This is a genomic window from Luteibacter sp. OK325, from assembly GCF_003050935.1.
Classification (GTDB): Bacteria; Pseudomonadota; Gammaproteobacteria; order Xanthomonadales; family Rhodanobacteraceae; genus Luteibacter.
Genome location: NZ_QAOX01000004.1, coordinates 331,486 through 349,309 on the forward strand (window position 1 = coordinate 331,486; position 17,824 = coordinate 349,309).

The 17,824-nt window shown below is 60.8% G+C and carries 15 protein-coding genes; all 15 read left to right on the forward strand.

Annotated features, from left to right (window positions below):
• The first annotated feature begins 604 nt into the window (after positions 1-604).
• Complete coding sequence (locus tag C8J98_RS11540) at positions 605-1,036, forward strand: TrbC/VirB2 family protein (RefSeq protein WP_107913331.1); 432 nt, start codon at positions 605-607, stop codon at positions 1,034-1,036.
• Positions 1,029-1,343, forward strand: coding sequence for a VirB3 family type IV secretion system protein (locus C8J98_RS11545; RefSeq protein ID WP_107913332.1), 315 nt, complete (start codon positions 1,029-1,031; stop codon positions 1,341-1,343). The genes C8J98_RS11540 and C8J98_RS11545 overlap by 8 nt, the downstream gene beginning before the upstream one ends.
• A gap of 57 nt (positions 1,344-1,400) precedes the next feature.
• A complete protein-coding gene (locus tag C8J98_RS11550; RefSeq protein WP_107913333.1) occupies positions 1,401-3,866 on the forward strand; it encodes a VirB4 family type IV secretion/conjugal transfer ATPase in 2,466 nt (821 codons plus the stop codon).
• Positions 3,856-4,701: a hypothetical protein gene (locus tag C8J98_RS11555; protein WP_146171632.1), complete on the forward strand. Its 846-nt coding sequence runs from the start codon at positions 3,856-3,858 to the stop codon at positions 4,699-4,701. The genes C8J98_RS11550 and C8J98_RS11555 overlap by 11 nt, the downstream gene beginning before the upstream one ends.
• A 75-nt stretch (positions 4,702-4,776) precedes the next feature.
• Positions 4,777-5,847 carry a type IV secretion system protein gene (locus C8J98_RS11560; protein ID WP_107913335.1) on the forward strand — a complete coding sequence of 357 codons (1,071 nt, stop codon included), beginning with the start codon at positions 4,777-4,779 and terminating at the stop codon, positions 5,845-5,847.
• A 1,817-nt stretch (positions 5,848-7,664) separates the two neighbouring features.
• On the forward strand, positions 7,665-8,174 hold the full coding sequence (locus tag C8J98_RS11580) for a hypothetical protein (RefSeq protein ID WP_107913338.1): 510 nt from the start codon (positions 7,665-7,667) through the stop codon (positions 8,172-8,174).
• 84 nt (positions 8,175-8,258) lie between these two features.
• On the forward strand, positions 8,259-8,927 hold the full coding sequence (locus C8J98_RS11585) for a hypothetical protein (RefSeq protein ID WP_107913339.1): 669 nt from the start codon (positions 8,259-8,261) through the stop codon (positions 8,925-8,927).
• A gap of 17 nt (positions 8,928-8,944) precedes the next feature.
• On the forward strand, positions 8,945-10,150 hold the full coding sequence (locus tag C8J98_RS11590; RefSeq protein WP_107913340.1) for an XVIPCD domain-containing protein: 1,206 nt from the start codon (positions 8,945-8,947) through the stop codon (positions 10,148-10,150).
• 86 nt (positions 10,151-10,236) lie between these two features.
• Entirely contained in the window at positions 10,237-11,547 is a 1,311-nt protein-coding gene (locus C8J98_RS22040; RefSeq protein WP_158272685.1) for an XVIPCD domain-containing protein, read from the forward strand.
• Between the two features lie 66 nt (positions 11,548-11,613).
• Positions 11,614-12,927: an XVIPCD domain-containing protein gene (locus tag C8J98_RS11600; protein WP_107913341.1), complete on the forward strand. Its 1,314-nt coding sequence runs from the start codon at positions 11,614-11,616 to the stop codon at positions 12,925-12,927.
• Positions 12,928-12,959: 32 nt separating this feature from the next.
• Positions 12,960-13,571 (forward strand): hypothetical protein, encoded by a 612-nt coding sequence (locus tag C8J98_RS11605; protein WP_107913342.1) that lies wholly within the window; start codon positions 12,960-12,962, stop codon positions 13,569-13,571.
• A 156-nt stretch (positions 13,572-13,727) separates the two neighbouring features.
• Entirely contained in the window at positions 13,728-14,246 is a 519-nt protein-coding gene (locus C8J98_RS11610; RefSeq protein ID WP_107913343.1) for a hypothetical protein, read from the forward strand.
• Complete coding sequence (locus tag C8J98_RS11615; protein ID WP_107913344.1) at positions 14,243-15,736, forward strand: XVIPCD domain-containing protein; 1,494 nt, start codon at positions 14,243-14,245, stop codon at positions 15,734-15,736. The genes C8J98_RS11610 and C8J98_RS11615 overlap by 4 nt, the downstream gene beginning before the upstream one ends.
• A 15-nt stretch (positions 15,737-15,751) precedes the next feature.
• Entirely contained in the window at positions 15,752-16,345 is a 594-nt protein-coding gene (locus tag C8J98_RS11620) for a hypothetical protein (protein WP_107913345.1), read from the forward strand.
• Positions 16,342-17,814: an XVIPCD domain-containing protein gene (locus C8J98_RS11625; RefSeq protein ID WP_107913346.1), complete on the forward strand. Its 1,473-nt coding sequence runs from the start codon at positions 16,342-16,344 to the stop codon at positions 17,812-17,814. Before C8J98_RS11620 ends, C8J98_RS11625 begins: the two co-directional genes overlap by 4 nt.
• Positions 17,815-17,824: the final 10 nt, after the last annotated feature.

Sequence of the window (17,824 nt, forward strand, 5' to 3'; positions counted from 1 at the left end):
GGCGGCGGTGGTGCGTACAGCCAGACGGCCTTTGCGACGCAGGATTCGCAGCCCCCGAATCCCTACGCGCAGGGCGCCCTGCCCGGCGCCGTGCCCGGCACAAATCCCGCCTTGGTCAACACGCCGCAACCGCTTCCCGGTCCGATCCCGACTGACCCGGCCACCGCTGCCTTGATGCGACAGATCGGTGCGCAACTCCCGCAGAACGTCCCACAACCGTCGGGGCGGATCCGGACCGATCCCGGTACGGCGGCCGTGATGTCACAGATAGGTGTGTCAGCGTCGTCTCCAGGCGGCAACGAACCACTACCCCAGCCCACGGGGACCAACGACGTCTTCGTTCCCCAGGTTCGTGGCCCAAACGATCCGGTACAAGGCGTCGCCCCGCAGGCAACCCCGGCGCCGCAGCGACCAGTAACGGACAACGCCGACCTACGCAACGGAGGTACCGACGGTGCCTTCGTATTCTGACTTGCAGGCTCGTGCCGGAAGGATACCGGGCGGCGCCACAGCACCGTTGGCTGCGCGGACCGCAGCTTTCCAAACATGGACGGCACGTGATGGCCGTCTGTTTTCGATTCAACCGTAACGAAGGAACCGAAAGATGTCCCTGTCTACCCTCAGCACCACCATCGCGAAGTCCAGGCACCCGCTCCTGAATACGGTCGCCCTCTTTGCGGTGCTCACCCTCTGCCTCATGCCCGAGCTAGCGTTCGCCCAGAACACGCAAGACAAGGTCTGCGGGTTCTTCTCGAGCATCAAGGGCATCCTCAATGCCGCATCCATCGTCGTCGTCACTGTCGCGGTGATCTTCTCCGGATACCAGATCGCCTTCGCGCACAAGCGGATCTCCGACGTAACGCCGGCCCTGATCGGTGGCGTACTCATCGGAGCAGCTGCCCAGATCGCCAAGACGGTTGTCGGCAACGACACCACCCAGACGAGCGGATCCTGCCAGGACACAGGCAGCACCGGCGTCAGCATGGCCATCGACGCCATGAATGCCGCCATGCACTTTCTGCACTTCCATGCATAGGAATGCATTGTTCCGCGGTTGCACGCGCCCGCCCATGTTCATGGGCGTGCCCTACGTCCCGTTCTTCATGGGTGCGGGCTCGTGCCTCCTTCTGGCCATGTATTTCAACTATTTTTTCCTTCTCCTGATCCCCGTTGTCATTTTCATCATGCGCATAATGGCGAAGCGCGACGAGATGATCTTCCGTCTTCTCGGGCTTCGTTTTCAGTTCAAGACGCGGGTCAGGAACGTCCCGGACCACGACGGCATGTGGGTCTTCACGCCCAATAACTATCGAGACCCTTCACGGGGCAAACGCAAGAAATAGGTATCCCGCCCTGGCATCCATGCCAGGGCCTTTTGAGCTTCCAACGGTATCGCCAACATGTTCACGCCCGACGCACCCATCTCCGCCCACATCACGCTTTCGAGCCACGTCTCGCCGACCGTCGTCAAGACGACCGGCGGTGATTACCTGCTCGTATGGCGGCTGGATGGTCTGCCCTTCGTCGGGCGTGAAGAATGGGAGATCGAACACCGCCACAACAGCTTCAACCGAATGCTGCAGACGCTACGAGCGCCCGACTACACCAACGTGGCGTTCTGGGTCCACGATATTCGTCGCCGTCGCCCGATCCGCGACAGCTCGAAGTTCGACCAGGCTTTCAACCAGAGCCTCTCAAATGACTATTACACGTCGTTGTCGGGCCAGAAGCTGATGCAGAACGAGCTCTATCTGACGATGATCTATCGTCCCGTGGTCGAAGGTAAGCGCTGGGTAGAAAAAAGCGCCGATATCGAACGCCTTGAGCAGGAACAGGCTCAGGCGATTACGAAGATCCTCGAACTCGCAGGTAACGTCGAAGCCGTCCTAAAGGACTACGCCCCTTATCGACTTGGTCTGTACGAGGCGTCGAATGGCGTTGTCTTCTCTGAAATCCTCGAAGTCTTCGGCTACATCCTGAATCGCCTCGATGAGCCCGTGCCGGCTTTGAAAGCGCCCATCTACGACTATCTCCCTGTCAGCCGGCAGCGCTTCTCGGCCAAGACCGGGGACTTTGTCCTAACGACGCCCGACGGGAAAAATCACTTTGGCGCCATCTTGAATCTGAAGGAGTATGTCGAAAGCACGTACCCCGGCATCCTGAACGGTCTGAAGTACCTCGATTTCGAGTACGTCATCACTCACTCATTTACGCCCATGGGAAGGCAGGTCGCGTTGACCGCGCTGGACCGGACCAAGGGCATGATGGTTTCGTCAGGCGACAAAGCGGTCAGCCAGATTATCGAACTCGACCACGCCATGGACCAACTTGCCTCGGGCAACTTCGTTCTGGGCGAGTATCACTTCACCATCGCGATCTACGCACAAAGCCAGGAAGCCCTCTCCCAGCAAATTGCCTCCACCCGTGCGGAGCTGTCCAATGCCGGCTTTGTCACGGTAAAGGAAGACCTCGCTGTTACCGCCGCGTTCTACGCACAGTTCCCCTGCAACTGGAAGTACCGCACCCGACTGGCCAATGTCAGCTCCCTGAACTTCCTTGGCCTGAGCCCGCTGCACAACTTCGCGACAGGCAAGAAGGAGAATAACCCGTGGGGAAACTGCGTCACCACGCTCCAGACGACCAATGGCCAGCCGTACTACTTCAACTTCCATGCCACGCATCCAGCGGAGAACTCACTCGGTGAGAAAGCCATCGCAAACACGATGGTGATCGGTAAGTCGGGTACGGGCAAGACGGCGCTCATCAACTTTCTGCTCAGCCAGGTACAGAAGCTCGATCCGTCGCCGACCATCTTCTTCTTCGATAAAGATCGCGGCGCGGAGATCTTCGTACGTGCTTGCGGCGGGAATTACCTGGCCTTGGAGAACGGCAAGCCCACGGGCTTCAACCCCTTCCAGTGCGAACGAAACGAAGAGAACGTCCAGTTCCTCGGAAACCTGATCAAGGTGCTTGCGGGAAAGAGTGTCTACAGCTCGCGCGAGGAGGAAGACATCTTCCGCGCCGTTGAGAACATGTTGGATACTCCGATGCACCTTCGAAGCATGACCAACTTTCAGAAGGGCCTACCCAACCTGGGGGACGACGGCCTTTTCATACGCATGCGCAAGTGGACGTCCGGAAATTCGCTCGGCTGGGTCTTCGATAACCCGCGCGACACCGTGGACCTCACGAAGGCCAATATCATCGGCTTCGACTACACAGACATCATCGACAACCCAGAGGTGCGTGCGCCGGTCATCAACTATCTCCTGCATCGTCTGGAGTATCTGATCGACGGCCGTCGCCTGATCTACGTCATGGACGAGTTCTGGAAGATCCTCGATGGCAAGGGTGGTCTCAAGGAATTCGCCAAGAACAAACAGAAGACCATTCGTAAGCAGAACGGCATGGGCATTTTCGCGACACAAAGTCCCGAGGATGCCCTGGCGAGCGACATCTCGGCCGCTCTCATCGAGCAGACGGCCACGATGATTCTCTTGCCGAACCCGAATGCCAGCCGCGAAGACTACGTTGACGGCCTCAAGCTGACGGAAGCGGAATACCAGGTCGTCGTCAGCCTGGACGAGCGCTCACGCTGCTTTCTTGTGAAGCAAGGCCACGCGTCTGCGGTCTGCCAACTCAATCTCCGCGGCCTTGATAACGCTCTGGCCGTGATCTCTGCGTCCACCGACAACATCGAGATCATGCACGAGATTCTCCAGGCGACCGCCGAGACCGAAGGTGTCTCTACCGATGACCTTCGCCCTGAGCAGTGGCTCGAAGCATTCTACGAAAACCGAAAGGGGAGCGGCAAAGGAAATCCGTCGCCCCGACCCACACCCACGTCATCCAAGCGTGTTGCGTGACCCCCAGCCGACCGCATCTGGAAGAAACCTCATGAAGATAGAGTCAAACACCGCGAAGCTCCGCCATCACGCCTTAAGGGCGATCATCGCTGCGGCTCTCACGGTCGCATCGGCGACTCATGTCGAGCCCGCGCGGGCCACCGGGTTTCCCGTCATCGACATCGCGGCAATCACCAACGCCCTGCAGAACTATGGCGAGCAAATCGCTCGTTGGGGCGAGACCGTGAAGCATTACACGGATGTCATGGATCATTACGCCGCTCAGGCCGCCTTCTGGCAGCAGCAGCTTAACAAGCTAAGGGCGCTCGACCTCGATCTATTCACCATCGAACAAGATTTCAAAGTCGTCGACGCCGACTACGGCGTGGAAGAGATGTGTCCTGGCGCTTCGCCGACGAGCATCGTCGACAGTGTCACCTCTGCCCTTGCGTCGGCCATCAACCCGGATGGCGACGTGGTGGGCGAACAGCAGAAGATCTGCGTAAAAATGGTCCGAACGAAGAACAGAAAGTACAACGACACGGTTGCCTATCTCGGGTCGCTTCGGATGGACACGGATAATTTCCTGCAGATCACCGCCAAGCGACTCGCGGAGCTCGGAAACTCCCCCGGGAACACCCAGGGCCTCACCCTCGAGACCCAACGCTACTCCAGCAACATGCAGCTGGCAAAAGACAAATGGCAGACCGCCATGGCGCAGTACGACATACAGCTGGGCCTGCTCGCGCAGCAACAGACGGTACTTAGCAAGCGCGCGATGAGCGGCAAGCCGAGCATCTGGGGCACCTTGGTCAACACTGCCGCGCTCCAGGGCGCGCTGAGCATCAACAAATAACGAACGGAACCATAGCGCGTGTGACATCGCGCATTACCACGACGCGCTACCAGTGCGTCAACGGGATAAGGGAACATGCAGGACGTTACCGCGTATCTTTACTATCGACTCATATACAACTTTCTTAGCAATAAGATTGAGACGTTCGGTTTGGCGATGATGGGTCGAGTTGCCGGATGGGTTAGCGCTGTAGCGCTGATCCTTGTCACGATTTGGATCCTTGTTCAGGGGTATCGCGTACTCACAGGTCAGATGCGCGAGCCGCTTATGGGCCTCGTGATTAGCATGGGACGAATCGTCGTGATCGTCGGTGCTGCGACGACCATGGGATTTGCCGGAACCGACCTGCACACGTTCCTAACCAATACCCTCGACAAGCAGGTGCATCAGCTATTCACGGGTACTGAGAATGAAACGACCTCCGATGCTATCGACAAGAACCTAGCCTGGACGCAGCTTGCGCTCGGCGCCATCAGTGCCGTTCAGGTCGTACCGGGCGACCAGGAATCACAGGACGCCAAGTCCCGTGCCGAGCTTCTTGCCGCCTTTGGCACCGCCAGCCCGCCGATGGCTGCGGGCGCAATGCTGCTGCTCTATCAGTTCGCGATCGCCCTCTTTATCGGCCTTGGGCCACTATTCATCCTGTGCTTGATATTCGAACAGACTAAGAGCCTGTTCAGTCGCTGGCTCATGTATGGCATAGGTACGATCTTCTCCATGGCGTTACTCAGTGTTGTGGCCAGCATGGTCCTCGATCTGATGATTGCGGTGAACGAAGCTATCTGGGGCGCGAAGATTGCGAATAAGCTCTTGGGGACCGACGCTGAGGGCCTCAGTACGCTCGCACTGCAGCAGGGTGGCATTGGCCTCCTACTTACTACCCTTATTATTTCCGTGCCGCCTATGGCTGCCATGTTCTTCCAGGGCACGTTGGGCGGCTTCTCGCCGTACTCGGTGTTTTCTGGGGGAGCCCAACGACCCGGACCGCAGGGGCAGCCACCGGGATCGTGGGGAACACACACGCTTCCTGCGACAACCCCAACCGGCGACACGGGCATGACTCGAGTGCAAAACTTCGCTGCGAGAGGGCCGACGGCAAGCCAAGCCTCAACGCGGGATGAAATCAAGCCAGCGCCCGCTCCGTAGTAAAGGAAGCAACATGATTCAAGTAATTCGGTCCATTTCGCTATTGCTGTTACTCGTCGCCTCGATCGCAGCGCGCGCTCAAGCTGGCTGCCCGCCTGGCCAATACCCAATCTCCGGCCCAGGGTGGAGCTATTGCGCACCCGTACCAGGATACGACTCGGCGAATGGCCAATCAGCAGCACCCCGCGCGCAGAACAAGTGGCTCTCGCTAGCAATCGATCCCGCGAAGGGAATTCTTGGCGCCGCGGTTAGCACCGTTTCCCAAAGCGAATCTGAAAGGGCCGCGACGAAGGAGTGCGCTCGTCAAGGCGGCACCGCGTGTACCGTCGACATCACGCAGATAAATGGGTGTGTGGCGATGGTCACCGGTAAGGATTTCTTGAATACAAGAGGAGGCGCGACTAAGAACGAAGCGGTTCAAAAGTCGATGGCTGCATGTGAAGCCAAGGACAGTCAGTGCACTGTTTACTATTCTGCGTGTGAGCTGCCGACCCAAGTCAAATGAAAAATCTCGCAGACAACGTTGATCATCTCGGTGCCGATGGCTGCGATGTTCTTCGAGGGCACGCTGGGCGGCTTCTCGTCGTACTCGGTGTTCTCTGGTGGCGCTCAGCGGCCTGGGCCGCAAGGGCAGCCGCCTGGGTCTTGGGGTGGTGGTGCCTCGCCGATTGTTGCCGCCCCCAACGGTCAGCGGATTACCGAGGGCGGTGGCGGGGGATTTAACGGCCGGACATCGTCTAGTCCGCACGTCCCGCAGCCCGATGTAACGAAACGCTAGCTAGGAGGAATTGACTACAGCCATGAAGAATGTATTGCTAGCTCTGTCCCTACTCATTTCTTGCGCGATGCCGCTTTCGCTGTTCGCCCAGGGCTGCCCTCCTGGACAGTATCCGGTCGTCGGCCAAGGCTGGAATTATTGCGCCCCCGTCCCTGGTGATGAACAAGAGCAGGCCCCGACGCCGCAACAGACAGGCCCCATTGGAAGAACGTTTGGCAGTCGACTGCCGTCGACAACGGTACCGGAACGCTAGGTACAGCGACCGGACGGCGCTCTGCAAAGGATACCGAGCGAGGTGCCCTCGAAGACTGCAAAGACAAGGGAGGAGTCGACTGTAAAGTCTAGGTTTCGATGGTTAACGGATGTATCGCGATGGTCGTGGGAGACAAGTTGTTCAACGTCACGGGAGGTGCGACCGAGCCACAAGCAGTCAGCGAGGCAACGGCGAAATGCAAGGCGAAAAACAGTACGTGCCGTGTGTACTACTCCCACTGCGACTATCCGATTCGCATTCAGTAACTTGATGGTTCACCTTGCCATATGCCCGATGTCGTCTGGGACCGCAGGGGCAACCTCCGGGATCTTGGAGTGGAGGGTCGCTGCCCGACGTGTCCGGCACTCGCCATCAAAATGCGGCCGACATTGGCAACGGCGCCTAGCCGAGATTATGAATTTCAGGGCCGGAAAGACGCAGGAGGAGACAAGAAAGCTATGGATCTCTGTAACAACAAGGGCACAAACTGTGCCGTGTAATAAGCAGCGTGGAGTACAGCTGTTCGTGCGCTTTGGAATGCTTGAAAGTCTCGTCGCACCACGGCGCGCTCGCTTGCGAGCGACCCGGGGAATGCATGTCTGTAAAGATAAACGCACGGGAGTCTTTGATTGCAGGCATGGCAGGTCCGTCGCGATGCGTAACGCACTCCGCTTGCTCGTCCTCGCCTGTCTTGGCTGCACTGCGACTGCGCGTGCGCAGAGCTCCAACCCCTATGCGATACCCCATAGCCACCCAGCTGCCATCGCTGATGTCAAAGCAGACGCCATGGACGACCTGACAGCTTTTGCGACCGATGGCGCAAAGGTCCTCGAGTCGATCAGGGGCGATCTGACCGCGGAGGGACGCTCCGACGTGTTGCTCGTGCTGGATCCTCCGGCGACGGCCACGGAGAAACTGGGCGAGGGCCCATCTCGCCGCGTCGTTCTCCTCGTGCGGGACGCGGCAGGTCAGCTCCACAGGGCGTCCGAGAACGACCGCATTGTCCCCTGCTCGCGCTGCGGCGGCCTGGCTGGTGACCCCTATGCGTACTCACGCATCGGCAAGGGGCAGTTCACGATCGTCATCGGCGGCGGCAGCCGCGAACGCTGGACGGATGAGTACACCTTCACATACGTAGGTGCTAAAAATGACTGGTTCGTCTCGTCTGTGGTGCGCAAGGTCATGGATACGGACACCGACAAGGAAAAATACGTCCACCTGACCGCGAAGGAGCTCGGCACGGTGTCGTTCGCGGATTTCGATCCGGGCAAGGTCCCGGAAGTGACACTACCCTGAGGCACAGCTAGCAACACCCCGCCCGGATGGCGGGATCGGCCAGCAGGAGGCAAAGCCACCCCGAAAATCAAACAGGAGTTACACATGACGATTGACCGTTCCAAGCCGGTGCATGCCAGCGACGCGCCCCTGCGCGCATCTCGCCGAATGAGCAAGCTCCTGCTCGCGGGTGTCCTGGCTACTCAGTTGGCTGTCCTACCCCTCCTCGGGCACGCGTCCGAGGCCGTCCCTGTTGCGACCAAGCTGCCGGCCGCGGCGAAGCTACCGAAGGGTTTCACCGCATACGGCTCGACGCCGATCGAGGGCGGCGAATGTGTCGCCGGAGACGCCACCAGGGAAGGCCTTGACGGTCGCGCCTTCGTCTACTTCAAGGATGCCAAGACACAGCAGCCGCGCTGGATCACGGCCATTCCGCTGCCCTCGGACTGGTACCAGAATCGCGCCACGCACTGTTTCGCGATGGGTGGCTCGCTATTCGTTCTTGTGCAGAGCGATACCAGCCAGCGAACATCGATCTCGCAGACGCTGCTCAACGTGGTGGAGCTTTCCCCCACGACCGGGAAGATCGTCGCGAACCAGGATGCGGACGTTCCCGGCGTGGACGCTGGTTACTCGTCGTGGGTCGACAAGGGTAACGAGGGTTTTCATGAGGAAAAAGGTCAGATCAAGATCTCCGGCCAGTACTTCCTCATGAGCGATCCCAATAAGCGGATTCCGTTCACGGTGACCCTCCCCGCTCATGCGTCGAAGTAACCACAAGGACCGTAGCCATGACGACACCACAACAACAATTCATTGCCGACATCTATCCTGCCGTACGTAAGGTTGCCGACGAAACCGGCGTCTCGGCGGAACTCCTTCTCGCACAAGCCGCGGCGGAGACGGGTTGGGGCCAGAAGGTTCTGCACGGCACGAACAACCTCTACAACATCAAGGCTGACTCCGGCTGGCACGGCGAGTCGAAGACATTCGAAGTGCCGGAATTCAGGAACCGGCACAAGGTCATGGAGGACGCGAAATTCCGCGTCTACGACTCGTACGAGGACTCGATCAAGGATCGGATCAAGTTCGTCCAGGAGAATCCCACGTACGCCAAGCACGGGCTTCTCGATCCCGGCGTGAAAGGCGACCTTGTCAAGGAAGCTCAGGCTCTGCAGGCCGCCGGCTACGCCACCGACCCGGACTACGCCAAGAATCTAATCGACATTGCTAACGGGCCGACCATGCGCAAGGGCATCGCCCTGGCAGAAGGTCGCGCGGAGCCCGAACACGTCCAGGGTCGAGGCAAGGCGCATGGGCCGACTCATGGACAGACACAGCTGCAGGGCGACCATCTCCGCAAGGGTGGCGAAGGCACCCACGTGACTGAACTCCAGACGTCACTGCAGAAGCTAGGCTACACCAGTCCCGACGGTACGCCCTTGGGCACCGACGGCAAGTTCGGCGGGAACACCGAACTAGCGCTGAGAGCCTTCCAGCGCGACCACCAACTCAAGGACGATGGCGTCGCCGGCCCCAAGACGCTGGACGCCCTGAAGGAAGCCCAACAGAGGCCAACGACTACCACCCTTGCCGATCCAAAACACCAGGCACACGGCATGTATTCGCAGGCGGAGGCTGGCGTGCACCGCATAGATCGCGAGCATGGCCGGGAGCCGACGCTACAGAGCGGCCAGCTGGCAGGTTCGTTGACGGCATCCGCGGTGACCGCACAGATGAGCCGCATCGATCACGTGGTGCTCAACGACGATGCCAGCAAACTCTATGCGGTGCAGGGGGATCTGAACTCCCCGTTCAAGTCGTTCGCCGAAGTCGATGTGCTACGCGGATTGAATACCCCGTTGGCGCAGAGCACACAGGTCGCCGATGAGCAGCTTTCCCGCACCGCTGTGCAGGAACAGTCGCAGCAGGTGGCGCAGCCCGCACAACAGCAGCCACAGCCCCACGCGCCGCACGTCGCAGGACCAAGCCACTGATCCATCTTTAACGGCTTCCGCCACGGACGGCGGATTTGCCAAGCCAGGGGACGCATCAAAGCAAGTGAGTCAACCAGGAGCTACACATGGCGATTGATCGTGAAACCCAGGTATTGACCGACGCTACGGCGGCGGGCATGACCAACCCGAGGGAGCTGGCCAACTTCATGGCCCAGGTCACTCATGAATCCAACGGGCTCAACCGGCTCGAGGAGAGCTTTCGCTATACGCGAAATATCTCGCAGATTCCCGTCCAGTCGGCGTGGCGCGAAGGCCCCGACACGCTGGACGCAGCGCGCAAGCAGGCCCTGATGGGCAAGCCCGAACAGCTCGCGGAACTGATGTATGGCGGCCGCAACGGCAACAACGAACCGGGTGACGGCTGGAAGTACCACGGCCGTGGCTACATTCAACTCACCGGCAAGGATAACTATCGCGCCGCCGGCGAAGCGCTCGACCTGGATCTGGTCAAGCATCCGGAGCTGGCGGCCGACCCGCAGCACGCATCGAAGATCGCCGTCTGGTACTGGGAGAACCGTGTACCGGAAAGCGCCAGGGACGACGTCCGTGCGGCGACCAAAGCCGTCAACGGCAAGTACAACGGCCTGGAAGATCGCGAGCACCGTTTCGAGGACTGGAAGCAACGCCTCACACCCGAGGTGATGCATCGCCTCGCCGAGGGCCATGTCGGCCAGCCGCAGCCCGTGCATCCGACACACGACGCGGACAAGGCCGCCCTGCTCAAGGAGGGCGCTAGCGGCGAAGACGTCCGCCTGCTCCAGGGTAGCCTCGCCCGACTTGGCTACACCGATGGACATCACGGCGAACTCCACACCGACGGCACGTTCGGTCCAGGCACGCGTGCCGCGGTCGAAGCGTTCCAGCGCGATCATCACCTGCCAGCCGACGGCGTGGCAGGCCCACGCACGATGGAGGCCATCGCTCAGGCCAAGCACCAGGACGCCATCCAGCGTGCTGCGCAGTCGGGACGGTTGGACAGTCCCATGCACCCGGACCACGCGATGTACGAACAGGCGCGTACCGCTGTGCACGCGCTGGATGCGCAGGTCGGCCGCACACCCGACAAGCAGAGCGACCAGCTCGCCGGCGCCGTCACCGCCGAAGCGAAACGCCAGGGTCTGACGAAGATTGATCACGTCGTGCTGAGTGACGACGGGAGTCGCGCTTACGCCGTGCAAGGCGACCTCAACTCCCCCCTCAAACGCACGGCCGAGGTGGATACGGCGAAGGCCGTCAGTACGCCGATCGAACAGAGCGGAGCCGAGATCGCGAAAGTGGCAGCCCCCTCCCCCGCCCCTGCCGAAGCAAGCCAACGACAGACCCAGGATGCCGCTCCGCCACCGCACGCGCCCGACACACCGGCGCAGGGTCGCTAAGCGCATGGACGCCGTGACTTCTCGCTATACGCAGCGCCACCTGGCGCTCCTCGACGGAGACACCGTATGAGCCGCGACATCTACACCGAAGCCAACGAACATTTCCTCAAGTCCGGCCGCCAGTACGAGTACGGCCGCCCAGACATGTCGCTGCGCAACCATGGCGGCGATGGCCATACGGATAGCAGCCGTACCGAGCAGGACAACGACCATGACGGCCGTCTCGGGGTCGACTGCTCGTCCTTCGTCTGGCGCGGCATGCATGACGCAGGCTATGGCGTTCCCGCCGCGCCGTTCGGCACCCACGACCTGTTTCAGGGCAACACGCCGACGGATTACGCGCACAAACACTTCGACGTCATTCCTGGTGCCGACGCCCACCAGAAGAGCGGATCGCTGCAACCCGGTGATGTGCTGATGTTCCGCGACAAGCACGGCTCGGGCCAGCATGTCGCCATTTTCAAGGGCTATGACGCCGAGGGTCATATCCATTTCATCGGCTCACAGGTCGGCTCAGGACCCGCCGAGGTGAACGTCACCCCCGGCGGTTACTGGGATGGCAAGAACATGGAGATCGTCGGCGCGCTGCGTGCGAAGCCGGCGTTTCGCGTGCGTGAGCCACTGCATGGTCAGGCTTCAGATGCCCCGACCGCGTCGGCCCCTGCCGTGGCGCATTCCAGTGCGACGCACGCGACACCCTCGACACAAACGCCCGACCACTCGACGCCGACGCATGCCACACCGACGCATGCCACGCCCGCTCATGAAGCCGCACTCCGCCAAGGCGACAAGGGTGATGCTGTCCGCAACCTGCAGACGTCGCTGCAGCACCTCGGCTACCAGGACGAAAAAGGCCATAAGATCCAGCCAGACGGTGACTTCGGCGCGCACACCAGGGCGGCAGTCGAGCGCTTCCAGCGTGCGCATGGCTTGCAGCCCGACGGCGTCGTAGGCCCTGCGACCAAGGAAGCCTTGCACGCGGCCACGCCTCGACTCGACGGCACAGGCCATCCGCACAACGCGCTATACCAGCAAAGCCGCGACGCCGTGCATCGCCTGGATGCACAGCATCAACGGACATCCGACCAGCGCAGCGACCAGATCGCCGGCGTCCTGACCACTAAAGCGGTTGGCGAGGGTATGACTCGCGTCGATCACGCCGTGCTCAACGATGACGCCAGCAAGGTCTACGCGGTACAAGGCGAGCTCAACTCGCCCTTCAAGAAGGTCGCGGAAGCGTCCACGCAGGAGGCTGCAAACACGTCGCTGGAAGAAAGCGGTCGGCAGTCCCTCCAGATCGCGGCGCAACAGGCTCCGCAGCCTGCAGCGACCGCGCCGACGCAGGTACCGCCGGCGCAGGCCGCGAGTCCGACCGTCTGATGCGCTCCCCGAATCTGAAAGTGGATCACCCGATGACCATCACAAAGAACCACTCCTTCTGCTGGGCGGCCACCGTACAAGGCCTGATCGCGGTCTTGCTTATCGCCTCAGCCCCCGCCTTCGCGGCGACGCCGGATGCCCACGTCTACCAGTCCCTGCTACAGACCTCGTCACCGGGCTCAAAGGTGGCGTGTGGAAAGGACAAGTACGGCAATGTCGCCTGCACCATCGACAACACTGCCGTGGACGTCAACGACGACTGCACATCGAACATGGCCTTCGGCGGTGTCACCGGTGCGAAGGGTGCAACGCTCGAGGACAACTTCCAGGCAGCCTCGGCCAGGCCCGTCGCCCGTGTCGGCGAGCACCAGTTGCTTTGCATCCAGGCGACTCAGCGTCGGGAAGGTGTACTCGTTCGCGCGTTGGTCAAGGCGGTTCCCACCAAAACCGTGAAGAACTGCAAGGCGAACGAAATCTGCAAGGGAGCCGACACACCCGTCGAGTGGAAACGCCCCGCCACCGGCACCGCCTGCACGCTCAAGCCCGACGACCACTACACCGGCGACTGCGCGACCGGCTGGGTCGACGGTAAGGATATCGAGGAGTACTCGATGGGCCTGAATCCCGAGGACACGGGTGCCTGACCCGGCTTCGCCCCTATGAACACCAACCGCTTCAAACCTATCGCGCGATTCGTCCCTAGCGCCTCTTCTTGGAAAGCCCGTTCGACTGGCCTCCGAAAGATCGTGCAGGTCGCCGTCCCCGGCCTGTGTCTCTTACTGACTGCATGTGGTGGAAACATGGAAGACCCAAAGATCGAACTCAATCCGCATCCGAAGATGCATTACGCGATTACCGTGACTTTTGCGAACGCTCCTGGTCCGTTCGACAGCATTCGCGTTGCGGCACAGTACGAAGTCACCAACCGCGACTGCGTTCCTGAGCAACCTGTGTCTGGCGCGACGATCCTACCCAGTAAGCGTATCGAACTAAAACTGCAACGTATCACCGATGCGACGTATGAAGCCGATGTCTACGTCGACCGGATCAAAGAGGAGGACTACTTCTCGAAGGGTATATGCCACTGGTCGCTGGTGGCTGTCAGCGCCAAGGCCAGCCGCGGCACGATGGACTTCGTCACTCCGCTATTCAATCCTGAGTTCTTCAACGCAGCGGGGGCAACGCGTTACTTCTCGTTCTCGTCGTATAACGATACGCGGACGCGAATGCTCAATACGGGCAACCTGGACCGCAACGCGTATCCCGATCCGCCCAAGACCTTCTCCGTCAACGTCATTGCCAGGGAGATCAGGCAATGAGCGGAAGGACCAGTGAGTACGCACTCCTCGCCATCGACAGCTACACCCCCAGCCCGATCGGAAAAGAGCTGATACGAGGTGGTCACCCGTACGAAGTCGTGGATACTGCCGGCGATCCATTTACGGGCTTCTACGCCACGGCTTATCGCGATATGCAGAACAGCAGGATAATCATTGCCTATCGTGGCACCGATGATCTGTTGGACGGCGCCATCGATCTGGGCATGGCCGCATCTCGATTCGACCTACAGCAGTATGAATCGGAAATGTTCACGCGTGACGTCCTGGACCGTGCCAAGGCGTTTTCCGAAGCGTCAGGCAATCCCGTGGACGTGACCGTCACCGGGCACTCCCTGGGCGGAGGCCTTGCGGAGGCAAATGCTGCACGGTTCGGATTACGTGGAGAAACGTTCAACGCATACGGCGCCACCGGCCTGATCAGGGGCGCGCCAGAAGGCGGCAACCAAGTCATCAACCATGTTCGGGCAGGTGATCCGGTAAGCGCGGCCAATCGGCATTTCGGCGAAGTGAAAATCTATGCAACACCCGATGACGTTACCGCGCTGAAGCATGCCGGCTACGGTGGAGTCGAACCGACTGTCTTTGGTACGACCGTCAAATCGATAGCGCTGAGCTCCCATTCCATGAGCAACTTCATCCCGAGGAATGGCGAGACGCCGCTGATCGGTCCTGAAGGCGAAGCTCGTTACCGGTCCAACCGCGACATCATCGACCAGTACCGATCAGATGTCCTCTCCTCGCGCGAGGTTGTCACGCACTCCGTTCAGTCCCCCGCCATGATTGTGCCTACCCTTGCCGTCCGCGGCAGCCAGCTCTACGCGGAGCAGGCAAGGCACGATCTCCACGAGCTCGCGGAGCGTTCTGCGCCCGCCGCACAGGCGGCCGGGCGTGGCGCACTTGAGGCGTCCCACGCTGTTGTCGCCGGCGCGAGCCGCCTTGGACGAGATGCCGTCACCGGAGCCCGTGCCCTGGCTATGGTCCCGGAATACGGCGCCGACGCGGTGTGGGGATCCCGCACGGGTTCGTCCCAACTCGATTGCCTGCTTCATCCTCCCAGGCTCACAGAGGCAAGTCATCCCGATCACGCCATGTTTCAGCAGGCGCTCAAGGGCGTTCACACGGTCGACGCGTCCACAGGACGCAAGCCCGATCAGATGAGCGAAAACCTGGCAAGCGCACTAACGGTCGAAGCCCGACGCACTGGTATGAATCGCATCGACCAGGTCGTCATGAATGACGATTTCAGCCGTTCGTATGCCGTGCAGGGTGAGGCCAACTCCCCGTTCAAGAAGTTCGCCGAGGTCCCCACTGAGGTAGGCATCGCCACATCCATCGAACGCAGCAGTGCGGATTGGCATCAAGCCGTCACGCAGAACACGTCCCAGCAGGCTGACATCAGTCAGACGATAGCACCGCCGTCTCAGACCGAGGCGCCACCCGCCCATTCCCCACACGCCCTGAGCCGCTAGGAGCACATGCGACCCATGATCTCCCTTCGCACCACGGCCGCCCTCGCGGCACTCTCCCTCTCTGCCTACTCCGCTTACGGTGCCGCCATGAACAAGCCTGATGTCAAGCTCAACCCCCAGCCGCGGATGCGCTATGAAATCACCATCAAGGTGGACAATGCGCCCGGCCCCTTTGACCGCGTGGAAGGTGTGATCGACTACCGCGTCAGCAACGAGAACTGTGTGCCGCTCACGCCTGTCACCGGTGCCACCGTTGCGCCCGAGAAGCGGGTACCTATCGTGCTCACCCACTCGGGCGGAAACGTCTACAAGGGTGAGATCTACGCGGACCTTCTTCAGGACGAGGACTACTACGGCAAGGGCGTCTGTCATTGGTCGGTTGTCGCTGCCAGCGCAAATCTGTACGTCAAGCAAGTGGACTTCAGCGCACCTCTGTTCCATGACGACTTGCTGAAGGGCAAGCCGGTCACCCGTTACTACTCCAACCGCTCCTACGCGACGACACAGATGGAGCGCGTGGATACCGGCGAGACCGACCGCACGCAGTACCAGGACGAGGCAGACGCGACCTTCTCCATCACCGTCCAAGCCGAGGAGAAGCATCCATGACACTCTCCTCTACCGATTACGCCTTACTGGCCCAGGACTCTTATCACGATCCGGTCCTGAATAAGCCCAAGCAACTGGGCGGCATCACTTATGAGGCCATCGACGTGGAGAACAATCCGCGGACGGGGTTTCAGGCCACCGCTTACAAGCGCATGGACACGGGTGAAATCGTCATTGCCTACCGCGGCACCGAGTTCGACCGCGAACCTGTCCAGGACGGGGGCGTTGACGCAGGTATGGTCCTGGCTGGGGTGAACCTTCAGACGGCGAACTCCGAGGCATTCACCGAGCGAGTCCTGGAGAAAGCCCGTGTGGACGCCGATCTCCACCATCGCCCATTGCAGGTGACGGTGACCGGCCATTCGCTTGGGGGGACGCTCGCAGAGATCAACGCATCGAAATACGGGCTTAAAGGCGAGACGTTCAATGCCTATGGCGCCGCTGGCCTGCGCGAGGGAGTACCCGAGGGCGGATCTCAGGTAATCGACCATGTCCGCGCAGGCGATGTCGTCAGTGCAGCGAGTCCGCATTTTGGCGAGGTTCGCATCTACGCGGCTCAGAAAGACATTGATACGCTCTCGCATGCCGGTTATCGCGACGACGGCGGCATCCTAAGCGCGCGCAATCCAATCAAGGCGATCGACTTCGACTCCCACGCCATCGATAACTTCGTGCCAAACAGCAAACTGCTTGGCGAGTCCATCATAAATCCGGAGAACCAGGCGCGGTACAAGGCGCACGAAGGCATGGTCGACCGCTATCGCAATGATGTTGCGGGCATCCGCATGGGCCTGTCTGCCGCGTGGGAGATTCCCAAAGCAATCGGAGAGCTGAAAGACGCCGTCGAGCATCGCGCAGCGGAAGCCATCGGTGCGGGCGTTCTCGCCGTCGAGCACGGCGTGCAGAAAGTGGCCCATGAAGCGAAAGAGGGCTTCGACCACCTCAAGCAAGGTGTCCAGCACGTTGGTCACGAGATCGGCGAGGGCATTCACGCGGTCGAGCACAAGGCCCAGGGCGCCTGGAATACCCTGACCCACCCTGGCACCTGGTTCGAACACGACAAGCCTGGCGTATCGCTCGATCACACTGCACACCCCGACCACCCGCTCTTCAAGCAGGCGCGAGAGGCGGTTCACGAGCTGGACCGAGCCCACGGCCGCCACCCTGACGTCGCGAGCGAGAACGTCGCCGGCAGCCTCGTGGTCAAGGCAAGACAGGATGGTCTCGAACGGATCGACAAAGCCGTGCTCAGCGACGATGCCTCACGTATCTATGCCGTGCAGGGAGTCCCTGATTCGCCGTTGAAGCGCATGGCCGAGATGCCGACCGAACAGGCTGCCAGTACGTCGGTCGCCGAAAGCAGCATGCAGTGGCAGCAAGCCGCCCAACAGGCGCAGCAGCAGGCCCAGGTGGCCAGCCAGCAAATGCCAACCCACCAGGAAAGGACACAGCCCTCGCACGGCTTGTGATTCCCAGAAG

Excerpts from the sequence above, each read along its gene's own strand:
- C8J98_RS11540 (WP_107913331.1), top strand. The coding sequence starts at position 605 with ATGTCCCTGTCTACCCTCAGCACCACCATCGCGAAGTCCAGGCACCCG.
- C8J98_RS11605 (WP_107913342.1), top strand. The coding sequence starts at position 12,960 with ATGACCATCACAAAGAACCACTCCTTCTGCTGGGCGGCCACCGTACAA.
- C8J98_RS11580 (WP_107913338.1), top strand. The coding sequence starts at position 7,665 with ATGGACGACCTGACAGCTTTTGCGACCGATGGCGCAAAGGTCCTCGAG.
- C8J98_RS11600 (WP_107913341.1), top strand. The coding sequence starts at position 11,614 with ATGAGCCGCGACATCTACACCGAAGCCAACGAACATTTCCTCAAGTCC.
- C8J98_RS11550 (WP_107913333.1), top strand. The coding sequence starts at position 1,401 with ATGTTCACGCCCGACGCACCCATCTCCGCCCACATCACGCTTTCGAGC.
- C8J98_RS11545 (WP_107913332.1), top strand. The coding sequence starts at position 1,029 with ATGCATAGGAATGCATTGTTCCGCGGTTGCACGCGCCCGCCCATGTTC.
- C8J98_RS11560 (WP_107913335.1), top strand. The coding sequence starts at position 4,777 with ATGCAGGACGTTACCGCGTATCTTTACTATCGACTCATATACAACTTT.
- C8J98_RS11585 (WP_107913339.1), top strand. The coding sequence starts at position 8,259 with ATGACGATTGACCGTTCCAAGCCGGTGCATGCCAGCGACGCGCCCCTG.
- C8J98_RS11610 (WP_107913343.1), top strand. The coding sequence starts at position 13,728 with ATGGAAGACCCAAAGATCGAACTCAATCCGCATCCGAAGATGCATTAC.
- C8J98_RS11625 (WP_107913346.1), top strand. The coding sequence starts at position 16,342 with ATGACACTCTCCTCTACCGATTACGCCTTACTGGCCCAGGACTCTTAT.
- C8J98_RS11620 (WP_107913345.1), top strand. The coding sequence starts at position 15,752 with ATGATCTCCCTTCGCACCACGGCCGCCCTCGCGGCACTCTCCCTCTCT.
- C8J98_RS11590 (WP_107913340.1), top strand. The coding sequence starts at position 8,945 with ATGACGACACCACAACAACAATTCATTGCCGACATCTATCCTGCCGTA.
- C8J98_RS11615 (WP_107913344.1), top strand. The coding sequence starts at position 14,243 with ATGAGCGGAAGGACCAGTGAGTACGCACTCCTCGCCATCGACAGCTAC.
- C8J98_RS22040 (WP_158272685.1), top strand. The coding sequence starts at position 10,237 with ATGGCGATTGATCGTGAAACCCAGGTATTGACCGACGCTACGGCGGCG.